General features: G+C 55.3%; 16 protein-coding genes. 1 reads left to right on the forward strand and 15 read right to left on the reverse strand.

The window, feature by feature from the left end:
* Nucleotides 1-387: 387 nt before the first annotated feature.
* On the reverse strand, nt 388-1,269 hold the full coding sequence (locus ACE6ED_RS28790) for a hypothetical protein (RefSeq protein ID WP_410830888.1): 882 nt from the start codon (nt 1,267-1,269) through the stop codon (nt 388-390).
* A 137-nt stretch (nt 1,270-1,406) separates the two neighbouring features.
* Between ACE6ED_RS28790 and ACE6ED_RS28795 the strand changes: the two genes are divergently transcribed.
* Nucleotides 1,407-1,802 carry a DUF2614 family zinc ribbon-containing protein gene (locus ACE6ED_RS28795; protein ID WP_410830889.1) on the forward strand — a complete coding sequence of 132 codons (396 nt, stop codon included), beginning with the start codon at nt 1,407-1,409 and terminating at the stop codon, nt 1,800-1,802.
* Between the two features lie 106 nt (nt 1,803-1,908).
* Here ACE6ED_RS28795 and ACE6ED_RS28800 read toward each other — a convergent pair whose 3' ends face one another.
* The 14 genes from ACE6ED_RS28800 to sigY form a co-directional block, all read right to left on the reverse strand.
* On the reverse strand, nt 1,909-3,624 hold the full coding sequence (locus ACE6ED_RS28800; protein ID WP_410830890.1) for a glycosyl hydrolase family 18 protein: 1,716 nt from the start codon (nt 3,622-3,624) through the stop codon (nt 1,909-1,911).
* Between the two features lie 146 nt (nt 3,625-3,770).
* Nucleotides 3,771-4,214, reverse strand: a complete 444-nt coding sequence (gene perR / locus ACE6ED_RS28805) for a peroxide-responsive transcriptional repressor PerR (protein WP_410830891.1) — start codon at nt 4,212-4,214, stop codon at nt 3,771-3,773.
* A gap of 137 nt (nt 4,215-4,351) precedes the next feature.
* Nucleotides 4,352-6,337: a DUF4097 family beta strand repeat-containing protein gene (locus ACE6ED_RS28810; protein ID WP_410830892.1), complete on the reverse strand. Its 1,986-nt coding sequence runs from the start codon at nt 6,335-6,337 to the stop codon at nt 4,352-4,354.
* 43 nt (nt 6,338-6,380) lie between these two features.
* On the reverse strand, nt 6,381-6,848 hold the full coding sequence (locus tag ACE6ED_RS28815) for a GNAT family N-acetyltransferase (protein ID WP_410830893.1): 468 nt from the start codon (nt 6,846-6,848) through the stop codon (nt 6,381-6,383).
* 85 nt (nt 6,849-6,933) lie between these two features.
* On the reverse strand, nt 6,934-8,370 hold the full coding sequence (gene gatB, locus ACE6ED_RS28820) for an Asp-tRNA(Asn)/Glu-tRNA(Gln) amidotransferase subunit GatB (RefSeq protein ID WP_410830894.1): 1,437 nt from the start codon (nt 8,368-8,370) through the stop codon (nt 6,934-6,936).
* Nucleotides 8,371-8,395: 25 nt separating this feature from the next.
* Nucleotides 8,396-9,853, reverse strand: coding sequence for an Asp-tRNA(Asn)/Glu-tRNA(Gln) amidotransferase subunit GatA (gene gatA, locus ACE6ED_RS28825; RefSeq protein WP_410830895.1), 1,458 nt, complete (start codon nt 9,851-9,853; stop codon nt 8,396-8,398).
* Between the two features lie 29 nt (nt 9,854-9,882).
* Nucleotides 9,883-10,170 carry an Asp-tRNA(Asn)/Glu-tRNA(Gln) amidotransferase subunit GatC gene (gene gatC / locus ACE6ED_RS28830; RefSeq protein WP_410830897.1) on the reverse strand — a complete coding sequence of 96 codons (288 nt, stop codon included), beginning with the start codon at nt 10,168-10,170 and terminating at the stop codon, nt 9,883-9,885.
* Nucleotides 10,171-10,424: 254 nt separating this feature from the next.
* The gene (locus ACE6ED_RS28835; protein WP_410830898.1) at nt 10,425-10,805 is read right to left on the reverse strand and encodes an ATPase; all 381 of its coding nucleotides are present in this window, start codon (nt 10,803-10,805) and stop codon (nt 10,425-10,427) included.
* A gap of 150 nt (nt 10,806-10,955) precedes the next feature.
* Nucleotides 10,956-11,732: an ABC transporter permease gene (locus ACE6ED_RS28840; protein ID WP_410830899.1), complete on the reverse strand. Its 777-nt coding sequence runs from the start codon at nt 11,730-11,732 to the stop codon at nt 10,956-10,958.
* Nucleotides 11,729-12,643 (reverse strand): ABC transporter ATP-binding protein, encoded by a 915-nt coding sequence (locus ACE6ED_RS28845; protein WP_410830900.1) that lies wholly within the window; start codon nt 12,641-12,643, stop codon nt 11,729-11,731. Before ACE6ED_RS28845 ends, ACE6ED_RS28840 begins: the two co-directional genes overlap by 4 nt.
* On the reverse strand, nt 12,643-12,834 hold the full coding sequence (locus ACE6ED_RS28850) for a PLD nuclease N-terminal domain-containing protein (protein WP_410830901.1): 192 nt from the start codon (nt 12,832-12,834) through the stop codon (nt 12,643-12,645). Before ACE6ED_RS28850 ends, ACE6ED_RS28845 begins: the two co-directional genes overlap by 1 nt.
* Nucleotides 12,835-12,937: 103 nt before the next feature.
* Entirely contained in the window at nt 12,938-13,144 is a 207-nt protein-coding gene (locus tag ACE6ED_RS28855; RefSeq protein WP_410830902.1) for a hypothetical protein, read from the reverse strand.
* Nucleotides 13,137-13,589, reverse strand: coding sequence for a YxlC family protein (locus ACE6ED_RS28860; protein WP_410830903.1), 453 nt, complete (start codon nt 13,587-13,589; stop codon nt 13,137-13,139). The genes ACE6ED_RS28855 and ACE6ED_RS28860 overlap by 8 nt, the downstream gene beginning before the upstream one ends.
* Nucleotides 13,582-14,112 (reverse strand): RNA polymerase sigma factor SigY, encoded by a 531-nt coding sequence (gene sigY, locus ACE6ED_RS28865; protein ID WP_410830904.1) that lies wholly within the window; start codon nt 14,110-14,112, stop codon nt 13,582-13,584. The genes ACE6ED_RS28860 and sigY overlap by 8 nt, the downstream gene beginning before the upstream one ends.
* Nucleotides 14,113-14,397 lie beyond the last annotated feature (285 nt).

Consider the following 14,397-nt stretch of genomic DNA (forward strand, 5'->3'; position numbering starts at 1 on the left):
CGCATTTTCTTGCATTGTCGCGTTGCAGCAGCGACTTTTATAATATATCATGCATCCCCTGGTTTAGTCAACATCTTTTTTTGAAGGTTGTTGTCGAAACCGATCATCGATTTCATCTCCCGAAGGGGCGAGATATAATGTATCATAGATAAGCTAACTCAGTCAACCCCATTCAACCAAAAATGTAAGCTGTTACATTTTGCCAACTTTTTGGCGATACCGCCGCTAACACACCGCATGATTTCACACACATTATCGGCTAATGAGTCTTGTCTGTACTTCAGTTCCACTGCAGCTCCAATATTCGCTTGTCTCCTTACACCTTTCACAAGGTTCATACACTTCCTGCAAAGCTCATACAATCGAGTGTAGCTCGCAAAACACCAGTTAGATTGCATACCGCACAGAAGATCCGCCATATTCGGACCGATTCGCCCAAGACGGGATTTCTCTTACCAGGGACCGGTACACCATTTTCTGCAGGACTACAGGAAGCTCAGCCTGCAGATGATCGAATGCGGGAATCTCAAGCAGCTCCTCCACGCTCCACGGCTCCTGCCGGCTGCCCAGCACACGCATAAGCAGTCCGCAGCAGTCCGCCATCTTCGACATAATGGAGAACTCACAGGCCAGCAAAACAAGCTGCACCCGCTGCTCCAGGGTTTCACTGCTTACCGTCAACTCTTCATACAGTTTAGGCACGGAGTTATTCACTCCCTGCACCTGCTCCCACACGGCCGGAAGCGGATAAGCACCCGACTCGCCGACCTCCACCCGTGCCCAATGATGTAAAGCGGTCATCAGACTGCTGCACGCATCAAGCACACAAGCATTTTGTAAATGGCGTTTAGCCTTAACGTATCCATGTAAAAACCGGGCAAATTCCGTAAGCAGTACTCTCTCCCGCAGCTGCCCCGAAAATCCGGATATTTCCCGCCGGAGCTCCGCGATCTTCCCGCCTGGATCAACGACGATATCGCCGGATAACAGCGGCATGATGGCATCGCTGTTGTCACCGGAAGTGACTGCCCGCTCAAGCGACTCAAGATTCATATGAAGCACCTGTGTCCGGCGCTCCCCTTTTAGCGTATGGGTGACTTTCGGGCCCGTCCATGTATCATCGTGCAGCACCAGCAGAACGGAATCAAAGTCGTACAGCAGTGACGTGTGGGGCATGTCGCCGATAGGTTGCTGCCTCCAGGTAACGATACCCAGGACGCTCTCGTCAAACGATTCTCCATTCAATAACGTCAGATTGGATACTTCCATGTTCCCCTCCATCAAAACTGACGATAAATTTGGCGATTTTTCGTCAATTCAGTTATAATTTATGTATCTATAATTCTACATATCCGGGTCAGTTCCTTCCGGCCGGGCGAACTATATTTCATTAGGAGGAATTGCTCATGCGGTTCAAGACGGCCAAAATCAACGCCTTTCGAACCTGGGGATTGCTGCTCACGATGCTGGGCATGGGCCTGATGGTGCTGGGCACCGCCGGAATTGTGTTCTGGGGAGCGGCCGGCAAGGTGATCGCAGGCATAGGACTTGTGATCGGGCTGATTTCCATGATGGCAAGCTTGGCCATCTATTTTTGGGCCGGTATGCTGTCGACAAGCGCCGTACAGTTAGAATGCCCCGAATGCGGAAAATTGACGAAAATGCTCGGAAAAACAGACCGCTGCATGTTCTGCCACACCATCTTAACGCTGGACCCTGCAGCCGCCACAACGCTTCCCGGCCAGACCGGTCCGCAGAACAGCAACTCCCCCGGCGGACAGGAGCGTCCAACCTCGGGATAGTATCGTCTCCTTACACCTCCGGGCAATATCGAATGTGAACAACAAAAGCCGGCCAGGAACCTTGGGTTCCCGAACCGGCTTTTTGATTTGCGGTATTTTGTACAACTTATTGATGAATTCCCTTCAAGGTTTCCCAAGCTCCTTCACCTGCAAAACTGCGGGTCCAGGAAGCAACTCCTCCGAGGCCGTATGACTTTGCTAACTCCACTCTGGCCTTAAGCGAGACAGCGTCCTCCAGCCATATGCGGCGCAGCCCCTCTTCATCCTTATACTCTACGTAATTCTGTCCTGTGTCTTCGTTATACTTCGGTTTGAGTTTCTTCTCCTGAAGAATCTCCGCTGCGGCTTTCATGCCGATCGCTTTGGAGGATACTTTGGTTTTCCCGTCTTTTACAGTTTCCGTCCAAACCCTTGTATACAGCGGGATGCCCAGCACCAGCTTGGAAGGCGGAACCTCATCTTCCTCCAAAATCTTGTTCACCGCGCTCTCCACCCAAGGAAGCGAAGCGACGGAGCCTGCTTTGGGACTGGACGCCCAATGCTCGTCATAGGCCATTACCATCATAAAATCAACCGACTCGGCCAACGCGCGGCGGTCCAGGAAGACCGACCACATTTCACTGTTCGACTTCGGCGTCACATCGATGGATACCACCAGGTTTTCGGCTTGGGCCATCGGCCGCAGCTCGCGCATAAACTGCGTTACATTGGGGCCGTCTTTGGTATGAACATTTTCAAAATCAATGTTGATGCCGTCCAGCTGGTACATTCTGCTGTATTCAAGCATCTGCAAAATCGTCCGCATCCGGTTGTCGTAAGTCGACAGCGCCTGGGTGGTCAATTCGGCGTCAAAGCTGTTGCTGAGCAGGCCCCACACTTCCATCCCTTGCCCATGGGCCCAATTGACATAGGCTTGGTCCGCTTTGCTGCGCACATTGCCTTCCGTGTCCACAATGCTGAACCAGGTAGGGCTGACTACATTTACCCCATCCAGCTTCCCGATCGACTCCGGGTTCGGCTTGCGTTCATACACTGCTTCCCAGGTCAAATTTACGGTTTTGCCGCTCCAGTCGCGTTCGGCCCGGGTAGGCTGCTCAGTCTGCTCTTCAACCGTCAGAGTTCCGTCGGAAGCCACTTCGCCTGCTTTGACATAACCCGCTCTTCCGTTGTCCATCTGCGCGTACAGCCATTCGCCTTCGGTACGCCACACGCGTACTTTGGTGCCGCCAGGCATGTCCGCAACAATGGGAGCATGAATATCAGGTTCGGTACGAAGAGCTTCCGTATCCTTCGCCTCCCCCTTCACGGACGCCAGCGGAACGGATTCTCCCGCTTTCATCAGCAGAACTGCTCCGCTCTCCTGGTCTTCCTGCACATTCAGACCATACAAATTCTTAAGCGAATCGGCAGGAACATAGACGGTATCGTCTTTGCGCTCGGGAGCCAGCCGCAGCTGCAGGGGCCGGTTGTTGAGCTTCGCATCCTTGGAATCAGCCTGCATGTAGAGCAGCTCGCTTTGAGTCGTCAGGATAACCGACTTTGTCTTCTCTTCGTAGCGGATGGACCCGTCTACATGGTCCTGCAGTACAGGCAGCGGCAGCAGCAAGCCTTCCCCGGTTCCATCAGCGGAATGCCCGGTGAACTCTCCCTGCACAAAAATCGGCTTCTCCTGCCCGATCCAGTCGGGATCGACATGCGCCCGGTTCGGCAGTACATAATAGACGATCCAATAAATGCCCGCCGCTATAATCAGCAGGCCAAGCAGTTTGCGAAATCCGCTGCCGCGCCTGGGCCGGCGGGTATGTCTTTGTTTTCTGGTCAAGATAAACCTCCATAATTGCTGTATATTCGTATTGGACGAGCTTGAGCAAACAAAACCCTGCATAAACAAGAAGAAACGGGCTTGCCGCCCAAGCTGTCTCAGGCGTTGTCCGTTTCTGTAAGTTGATATAAATAATAAGTCAACAACTAGTGGCTGCCCCGCGGCGGCTCCTGGCCGCAGTCCTTGCAAATGCCCCGCAGCTCCATACGCAGTCCCAGAATCTTAAATCCGGTTTCTTCCTCCGCTTTCTGCTCCACTTCATGCAGGTCCGGATAGCTGAAGTCTTCAATCTTCCCGCAGTTCTGGCAGATGACGTGGTAATGGTCGGAGACATTGGCATCGAAACGGCTGGAGCTGTCGCCGTAAGTCAATTCGCGCACCATTCCCGCTTCCATAAACATCTTCAGGTTGTTGTACACGGTTGCCACGCTCATGCTTGGAAATTTTGGTTCCAGCGCGCGGTAAATGTCGTCAGCCGTAGGATGATTCATGGACTCCATCAGATACGTAAGGATCGCATGACGTTGGGGCGTAATGCGGACACCGGTCGTCTTCAGTTGTTCCAATGCGTGCTGTACGCCGCTTCCCATGGTTGTCACCGCCTTTTTATAAAAAACAAGAATTAGTATCTGATATTTATTGTAAAACCGTTCTTGTTTTATTGTCAACGAACCCAGTTAATTATATTTATTATTATTAAATAAAAATTACTTTGTTCATGTTTTGTTCAATATTCAATCACATTTAGATTGCTGTTGCCTTCAACTTTGATTTTGAATTCACCTGTGCCGAGTGTTCCGGATACCTCTTTTTTGTCCACACTAAGGCCGGGCAGCTCTGCAGTAATGTCTCCGTAGCCGCTAGATCCGGTGAGTTCAAAGTCTCCATCAGCGGGAATGCGCAGATCAATGTCCCCTACCGCGCTGTAAATCTCCCAGTCACCGCCTACCATGGGCGAACGAACGCCGATTTTGCCATTAAGCGATTCCGCTTTAAGCAGCGCTCTAGCTTCAGCCACATCGACATTGCCGTTTTTCGTGGACAGCTTGATGTCCCCCGTTCCCCGGGTAGAGCTCACGTTGCCGACCGCCGTATTAAAAACAAGCGAACCCGACACATCCCAGGCATTCATCTCGCCGCCGCTTGTGGACAGTTCGACATTCCCCCGAATCTCCCGGACGCGAACCGGTCCGTTCAGCGTCTGGCCCTTCACATTGCCGAAAATCCGGTTCAAAATAATCGGCCCGTTGCCGGTTTCAAGCGATATATCCTGAATTGCTTCCACATTTTGCAGCGTGATTCCGCCGTTCATCGTCCGGAGCTCCAGGTTAAACCGCCGGGAATCGGGCAAAGTAATATCCATGTCCATCCGGGGCTGGCGTTTGCCGGACTCCCCGTAGGGCTCGCTTTTGGTCCGCAGGGAAATATTTGTTCCTTCATCCACCTCGATAAAAGCCCGCTCCGCAGCCGCTTCCGCCTGCGCTCCATCAAGCTGGTCCACCCACACGGTGGTCCGGATCTCCACGTCCTCTACCGGTCCCCGGTGCAGCAAAATATCGCCGTTTATCGCATCCAGTGTGATTTTGGAAGTGTTCAGCTCCACCGGAACGGTCAGCATCGGCTTTTCGTAGCTAGCGCCCTGCGCTTCGCCATAATCGACGGCTGCGGCGGTCAAATTCAGACTGACCTTGTTCCACAGGTGCAGATAGTGCTGCTGCTCGGCAACCACAAATACGCTGGCGGCCAGCACGACGGCAGACAGCACGCCCCGGAGATCCAGCCGGAAACGTACGCCTTTTCCCTCTGCCGACTTGCGGCGGGCGATCAGATAAAACAGCAGATATTCCACGCCCCACAGAACGGGAATCACCGGCCACCATTTGAGAATCAGGAAAAAGTAGTCCGTGCCAGACCGCCAATCCAGGAACAGAAGTACAGCGATTCCGGTCAAAATAACGCTTGCGGTATACCGGCCGACCCGCACCTTCAGCCGTTTGTCATTCCGGCGGCTGTGCCCCCATCCCGCGCCTTCGCGCAGCGCGATCCATAAGCCGGCGGCAACCAGGAGACCCGCGGTTATCGCGGAGGCATACTGCTCCAGGAACCACCGGAACCACGGCGGCTTCTGCCGGAACAGAAACAGCAGCGCGCCGCCAAAAATGAGCAGAAGGCCAAACGATATTTCGGGTTCGCCGACGAATATCCGCCTTTTTTTCTTAGCGGGAGCCGGGGAAAAGTCTGCGGACAGCTCGGACACGGCGCTTTTGCGTGATTGAAAAATCCGGTCGGCCGACTGCAGCACATCAAACACATTATAAAAGTACAGCACCGGCACCAGCAGCGCCAGGAGAATTAACAGCGGTACATTAATCTGAATCCCGATCGATGAAAAATACAGCAAGGCAGCCAAATCGAGAATCATAAGGAACATGACGGAGATCCCTTTACGGATCAGTCCCAAATACAAATGGCCCGAGCCGGGGATCACGGCAGACAGCAGGCCTGCGATGAATTTGCGCCGGTGCATGCCGACCTTTCTGCGGGGAGGAATCGCGGGACGAATCTCCGGCTCCGCCGTACGATCCTCATGCTCCGGAACGGATGCTCCCGCCCGTCTGCGCGGGGTGCGGACTGATACGCCGTCTCCTGACGGCACGCCTCCGGCCGTGTGCGAAGCCGTTTTTTTGCTGTTCCGGTTGTTTCGATTCTTCATCGGATTCCTCCTTTCGTCTCATTGCAGGACCGGTTCTACCTGTTCAGCCCGTCCTGCCCTGTCTGTGAAATTCAACCAGTTCAACTCCCGGGGCCACTTCCTGCCGGCCGCACGGGATAAATCCGTGTTTGGAATAAAGCGCGACCGCGGGTGCGTTTTTGCTGCCTGTAGACACGCGGAATTCCCCCATACCAGCATAGACCGTAAATATATGCCGCAGCAGCCTGCCCGCAATACCCTGGCGAAAAAAGTCAGGATGTACCATCATACGCGTAACGGTCAGCGTGCCGGGCGTCTCTTCCTGCACAGCTACCGCGCCAATCAGCTCATCGCCGTCGCCGTAGCAGGCGTAAAACGTTTCTCCGCAATTCTGCAGCATATCTACTGTTTCCAGCAGCGGCGGAATTTCATTAAAGCCGATCAGCTCCGCTTCAAGCCGGTAAGCGGTATGCTGAAGCAGCCACAGCTCGTTCGCCGCCGTACGATCCTGCAGATTCAGCTCTGCAATCATGGCAGGTTCACTCCATTTCATAGGATGATGCCGCAGAAGGGCTTGCCGGCATCGACAAGCCCTTCTTCTCTATTGTAACGGATTATCAGCTGTTCAGCACGTCCGCCAGCAGCTGATTGACGAGGCCCGGATTGGCCTTGCCTTTGCTTTCTTTCATGACTTGTCCGACAAGGAAGCCAATTGCTTTTTGCTTGCCGGCGCGGTAATCCTCAACCGACTGCGGATTGGCCTCGACCACACGCTCGACGATCGCCTTGATGGCGCCTTCGTCGCTGATCTGGACCAGCCCCTGCTCTTCAACGATAACACCAGGCAGCTTGCCGGTTTCCAGCATCGCTTTGAAGACGGTTTTGGCGATTTTGCTGCTGATTGTTCCAGCCGAGATCAGGCCGATCATCTCGCCCAGTCCTTGCGGGGTAATCTTGACCTGGCTCAGTTCCAAGTTGCCGCCGTTCAAATACGCCAGCAGATCGCCCATAATCCAGTTGGCTACCGCTTTGGCATCTTTGGTGTAGTTCAGCGATTCTTCAAAAAAATCAGCCAGCGGCTTTGAAGCCGTCAGCACGCCCGCATCATAAGCGGTTAATCCGAAATCCTCGGTATACCGGACGCGCCGGGCGTCGGGAAGCTCCGGAATCGTAGCGCGGATCGCTTCTTTCCAGGCGTCGTCGATGTGCAGCACGATCAGATCCGGATCCGGGAAATACCGGTAGTCATGCGCTTCTTCCTTGCCCCGCATCGGGAAGGTTTTTCCCTGATTCTCGTCCCAGCGGCGGGTTTCCTGCACGACCGTACCGCCTTCGTCGAGAATCTCGGCTTGGCGATACTCTTCGTATTCCAGCCCCCGCAGCACGCCGCGGAAGGAGTTCATGTTCTTCAGCTCGGCGCGGATGCCGAATTCCTGTTGTCCCGCCGGCCGCAGGCTGATGTTCGCATCACAGCGCATCGAACCTTCTTCCATTTTGACGTCGGAGACGTCGCAGTATTGCATAATGGCGCGGATTTTCTCCAGATACGCTCTCGCTTCTTCCGGAGAACGCAGGTCCGGCTCTGAGACGATCTCAATCAGCGGCGTGCCGACCCGGTTGAAATCGACCAGCGACGCGAACCCGCCGTCCGAGTGCGTCAGCTTGCCCGCATCTTCTTCCAGATGCAGCCGGGTGATGCCGATCCGTTTCGTGACACCCTCCACTTCGATATCGATCCAACCGTTTTCGCCGATCGGCTGATCGTACTGGGAAATCTGGTACGCCTTGGGCGAATCGGGGTAAAAATAGTTTTTGCGGTCGAATTTGCTAACATCGCCGATCGTACAGTTCAGCGCCATCGCGGCCTTCATCGCGTATTCCACCGCCTGGCGGTTCAGAACCGGCAGGACGCCGGGATGGCCCAGACACACCGGGCACGTATGCGTATTCGGCGGCGCGCCAAACGCCGTGGAGCAGCCGCAGAAGATTTTGGACTTCGTATGAAGCTCAACGTGAACTTCCAGACCAATAACCGTTTCGTATTTTGAAGTCATAATGTTCGTTTGTCCCTCCTTTGCGTTACAGCTGCGGGCGCTGCTTATGGTGTTCTGTATGCTGTTCAAAGGCGTGCGCCGTGCGCAGCACCGTCATCTCGTCAAACTCTTTGCCGATAATCTGCAGCCCAACCGGCAGCCCTTCCGAAAATCCGCATGGAATGCTGATCGCCGGAATGCCGGCGAGATTGACCGGAATCGTCAGGATATCGTTCAGGTACATAGTCAGCGGATCCTCCACCTGGGAACCCAGCTTAAACGCAGCCGTCGGCGCGGTAGGGCCGATCACGACGTCGTATTTTTTGAACACCTCGTCAAAATCCTGCTTAATCAGCGTACGCACCTTCTGTGCCTTCAGATAATAGGCGTCATAGTAACCTGAACTCAGCGCGTACGTACCAAGCATAATCCGGCGCTTCACTTCGGGGCCAAAGCCCTGGCTGCGGGATTGCAGGTACAGGTCAAGCAGGCCGCCACCTTCATCCACACGCTGGCCGTAACGAACCCCGTCAAAACGGGCCAGGTTGGAAGAAGCCTCGGACGAAGCCAGCAGATAATACGCGGCTACCGCGTATTCGGTATGCGGAAGCGAAACTTCCTCCCACACCGCGCCAAGCCCTTCAAGCACTTTCAGTGCACTCAGCACTGTCTCACGTACGGACGCATCAACGCCTTCGCCAAGGTATTCCTTCGGCACGGCGATGCGCAGTCCCGATACGTCACCTGTCAACGCGCTCAGGTAATCGGGGATATCCACCTTGGCGGAGGTCGAGTCCTGCGAATCGTAACCGGCTATCGCCTGCAGGACGTAAGCGGCGTCTTCAACCGTCCGGGTAACCGGCCCGATCTGATCCAGAGAAGACGCAAACGCAACGAGGCCAAACCGCGACACAAGGCCGTAAGTCGGCTTCAAGCCAACAACGCCGCAATAAGCAGCAGGCTGCCGGATCGAACCGCCGGTATCGGAGCCCAAAGCGAAATAGACTTCGCCGGCCGCTACAGCAGCAGCCGACCCGCCGCTGGAACCTCCCGGCACGTGTTCGGTATTCCACGGATTGCGGACAGGGCCAAAAGCGGAGTTCTCATTTGAACCGCCCATCGCGAACTCGTCCATGTTCAGCTTGCCGATCGTTACTGCGTCGGCCTGCCGCAGCTTAGCCGCAACCGTAGCGTCATAAATCGGCTGGAAATTATCCAGGAACCTGCTGGCGCAGGTGGTGCGCAGTCCTTTGGTGACGATGTTGTCTTTAATTCCCGCCGGCAGACCAAACAGCAGTCCCCGGTCTCCGCCGGACGCCAATTTATCGTCCAGCTGCTTGGCAGCCGCACGCGCGCCCTCTTCGTTCAGCGTCAAAAACGCGCCGATCCGCTCGTCCCGCGCCGCAATCAGCCGGAACGCTTCCTCCGTCAGCTCGGTGACGGAAACTTCCTTGCCGTGCAGCATGTTATGTACTTCAGGCAGTCTGTAATCAAACAGGCTCAAGCTGGTTCCCCCTTTCGCTTCCTCTTCAATTATTCCAGTACGGCCGGCACTTTGAATTGGCCGTCTTCCGAATCAGGCGCATTCAGCAGCGCCTCTTCCTGCTCCACACTCGGTTTTACCACATCGTCGCGCATAACGTTGCTGACCTGCAGAACATGTGTCGTTGGCTTAACCTGCTCGGTATCCAGCTCGTTCAACTTCTCGGCATATTTTAAAATGGCGTTCATCTGCTCGGTAAACATGGCCTCTTCTTCCGGGCTCAGCTGCAGACGGGCCAGCTTGGCCACATGCTGAACGTCATTAACGGTAACGGTCATCGGTTGTATCCCTCCTGTTTAAAGGGCTAAAGCGCCCGGATAACGTTTCTTATTATATTGTAGAAGGCTGGACAATTCAATGACAGCACGAAATAACCCGGTGAAGCCAAGTTCTGTCCGGGTGGGTATGCAGCATTTCACGGAGCGCGGGGGCCACTCCAACCAGGAGCCGCAAAGCTGCAATAACCGCATCTTGATACAATACAAAAAAGCCGGCTGTAGGCCGGCTTCTCCAGATTGGATAAAAGGTTATGTTAAATCCAGGCGCGAAGATTTACCTGCTTGATAAACTCCGCCTGGGACATGCCTTCCTTGGTCGTCTCTTTCTCGGGCGTTTCTTCCGCCCCGCCGTTCATCAGCTGATGAAACAGCTTCTCGTTATATGTGGACAGGGCGTAATCGATCAATGCCTCATGCACTGCCCGATCCGCTTCTTCCGCCAGCAGTTCCGCCTCGGGCTCCACGTCATCCTTTGTTACAAAGAAGTTCCGGTTCGCCTGCGGCACGCGAATGACATAATCAAACGCATTATCCGGGTTGCGGTCGTACGCAATGAGGTAACCGTAATCCCCGATAGGAAGATTCTGCTCGAAAGCATCCGCCACAATGACAATTTTCTCTCCTAAACGCAGCATCGCCCTACCCCCAAAAGCCAGTATTCTTCATAGATTTATCTCAATAGTCTACTAGAAAATGATAGACCTGTCCACCTTCGAATACGTATTTTATCAGGGGTATAGACAAAATAATTCGGAAACCGGGGCGATTCGCTCCAAAATTCGCCATTATTCGCGCGGCAGCTTGCTGCGTTCGATAAAGAAGGCCGATCCCGTCACGCATCCTATGATCCAGACAGCTGCGCTCAGGCAAGGTCCAAGCAGTGCTGCGCCGTCCGCGCCGCTCAGCGCCTGTGCCGACAGTCCGGTGAGCGCCGCGGGCGTCCATGAAGCCCAAGACGGCAAAAACTGGTACAGCACGGACAACGCCGCCGCCGTCAGCAGAGCAACTCCGGCTGCCGCAGCCCCCCGCAGAAAAGAACTGCACAGCAGCGTAAACGACACCACACACAGCAGCCAAAGGCAATAATATCCGGCGGATGCAAGCACGCCGGACCAAGGCACAAAACCGATCAGCACGCCGGTATAATACCAGGCGCCCGCAACACCCGCGCCAAGCGACAGGACGAGCAGCGTAAGGTGTGCCAGCCATTTGGCGGCGGCGATCTGCCCGGCGGAGACCGGGCGGACCTGAATCAGCTCCGCCCGTCCGCTGATCCGCTCCCCCGAGATGCTGTTCATCGCAGCCAAGGCGAGCACCAGCATGCCGACGGTTCCGTACTGCCCGATGGTCTGTGCCATTACTTCGGACGCTCCCGGAACAATGTAAGCATCCATCAGACCAGGCGGCACATCGCCGGAGGCCTGCAGGATTTCGGGGAGATAGGTGTAAGCCAACGGCTGCATAATGCCCAGGATCAGGAACACGACCGGAATCCACAGCAGCTTGTAGCTGCGGGCAAGCTCTTTCAGTTCTTTTTGGTAATAAACCCAAGCTGCCGTCATGACCCCACCACCTTCATAAACAAATCTTCCAGCGTCGAGGAACCCGCCTCGAACCGGAGCAGCGGAATCCCGAGATCAGCTGCCTCGCGCAGCACCGCCTCCCGGGCATGCTCCAGTTGTTCGACCTGATAGAAGCCTTCCTCCTCTGTCACCCGGCTCTCCCCCGCAAACGGCCGCTGACGCAGCGAGTTCAGCCAAGCCGACGCCTGCTCCGATTTCTCCACCTGCAGCCGGATGACGGGAAGCCGGTATTTCGACCGGAGCTCTTCAAGCGTCCCCGATTCAGCAACGGTTCCCCTGTTCATTAATATAATGTCGTCGCAAATTTCCTCCGCGTCATGCAGCACATGCGTGGAAAAAATAACCGTGGTTTCCTTGCGGATCGCCTGCAGCAGCTGCATCACCTCCCGCCTGCCGATCGGATCGAGCGCGGACACCGGCTCGTCCAGCAGCAGCAGCCGCGGCCGGTGGACCAGCGCCTGGGCGAGACCAAGCCGCTGCTTCATCCCGCCGGAGTATCCGGCGATGCGGCGGCGGGCGGCTTCCTTTAGCCCCACCTTTTCCAGCGTCTCTGCCGCTAGGGCCGAAGCCTCCTTGGCTCCGATGCCGCTGAGCCGGGCAGCCAGCACTATATATTCCCTGCCGCTCATCCAGCCGTAGAACGCCGGCGCCTGCGGCAGGTATCCGAGCTGTCTGCGGAAATCCGCGCCTGGCGCGGTACCCGACAGCGCAATGGTGCCGGAAGTCGGCGGCAGCAGCCCGGCCAGCATCCGCAGCGTCGTCGTTTTGCCGGCGCCGTTTGGCCCAAGCAGCGCAACGCAGCGGCCCGCTTCGATGTTAAAGGAAATGCCTTTTACCGATTCATGGCTGCCATAGGTTTTTTTGAGCTGCGATACCTGTAAAAGCGCCATTATGCGTCCTTCCTTCCAAACGTAAAATAAGCGATGCTGCCCAAAATGTTCCCGCACACAAGCACGATGGCCCATACCCATTTTGGTCCCCGGGTCTGCTCGGCCCGGACAAGCGAAAACAACCCGATCACAGCCAGCACCGCCTGCAGAACAAGCAGCGGCGCAACCAGCCGCCAGTCCATTGTATTCATAGAAATCCCCCCTGCCTTAAAAGTGGATAAAACACAAGAATTGCAGCATAAGTCTGTCTACCCAGTGCCGTACTGTAAAAGTTCAGCTGATGTGCAGCTGCCGTCAGAGTCCACGCCGTTTGTCCGGCAGCACCACAACCAGCAAATACACGAGGAGCGGGGTCGGGATATTTGTAATTCCCCAAAGTCCCCAAAACCAGGCCCGCTTGCCGCGGCTGCGCGCATTCCGGAACATCCAGGTTCCCTGCGTCAGCACCGCCGCGGCAAGCAGCAGCAGGATCCACAGCGGAACCTCCTTCAGCTCATTCATGTCCGTTCCACCGCCTTTTGTCTTCAGACCGGCCAACAAGCCTCCAGATTAAGGCGCCAACTGGAATCAGCCCCTGTATCAGCAGGTAGAGTGCAGGCGATGAAGTAAGCACAGCCGTAGTCCCGCCCATAATTAGCAGGGACAGTACCCAGAATCCGACCAGCTCTTTGCGCTCTTTGGCTTTGGTTGTTCTCCGCCGCTCGGAGATCATCCATTCCAGGTCGGCCGCAGAAGGGCCGGCTTTGTCTGCATATACCTGATCCAGGCGTTCCAGTTGGCGGACCAGTTCGGCGGTCAGCCGGTCTGGTCCGTCTGCCTCCGGCTGCCGTTTCTCTGCAGCTCCCGTGTGCTCACCGGGACGCTGACCAGGTTCACCTGCGGGCCCGGAATAGCGGGCGGGAACATCCTCCGGAACACGGGTCTGTTCACTTTTTTTGTTATCCATTCTCCTCGAGCTCCTTCCGCAATTGGTTTAGTCCATGGGACACTCTCGATTTGGCCGTACCCGGCGGGATGCCGAGCAGCTCCCCGATCTCTTCGTAGCTGTAGCCGTAATAATGCTTCAGCAGCACGGCGACCCGCTGGGCGGAGGACAGCCTGGAGAGCGCGTCCAGCACTTCGCTCCATGCCTCATTCCGGCTCTCAAACCGGAAGCGGATCGCCCGGATCCCCTGTTCACCGCGCATCCAATCCTGCTCCCGTTTCGTTTTGCGCATCCGGTCGATGTAAAGCCGGGTCCCGATCGTGATCAGCCAGGAGGAAAAAGCGGAGCGTCCGTTATAACGGCGGATATGCTCCATGGCCCGCAGCATCGTATCCTGCGCCAAATCTTCGGCCAGCACCGGGTCCATGGTCGCTTTGACCAAATATTTATATAGAAACCCGTAATGATCCCGTAGCAGCACGGCCAGCGCCGCAGTATCTCCTTGTCTCGCCTGGCGGATCAATTCCTGATTTTCGCCTTCCATCTCCCTACACCCCGCTAATGGCTCTTGCTTGCATAGATAATACGACCGGCTGAACGCAATCGTTCAATGCGGATCATTTATTTTTTTACATAATTCATAAAAATAAAAAAAACCCTCCATGAGGGCATTTCAATTCATTCGTATCCGGGCTGCTTCTTAACTCAACTTTCGCAGCTAGAAAAATGGCTTAAACCCTTGAGCGCGTAAGGAGAATTCAGTAGCTTTACTCGTATGGACAAAAAACACCTAGCTTGTGTGGCAGCATGGTAGTGCGACTCACCATGT

It is taken from the genome of Paenibacillus nanchangensis (assembly GCF_046543445.1).
Taxonomy (GTDB): domain Bacteria; phylum Bacillota; class Bacilli; order Paenibacillales; family Paenibacillaceae; genus Paenibacillus_AQ; species Paenibacillus_AQ nanchangensis.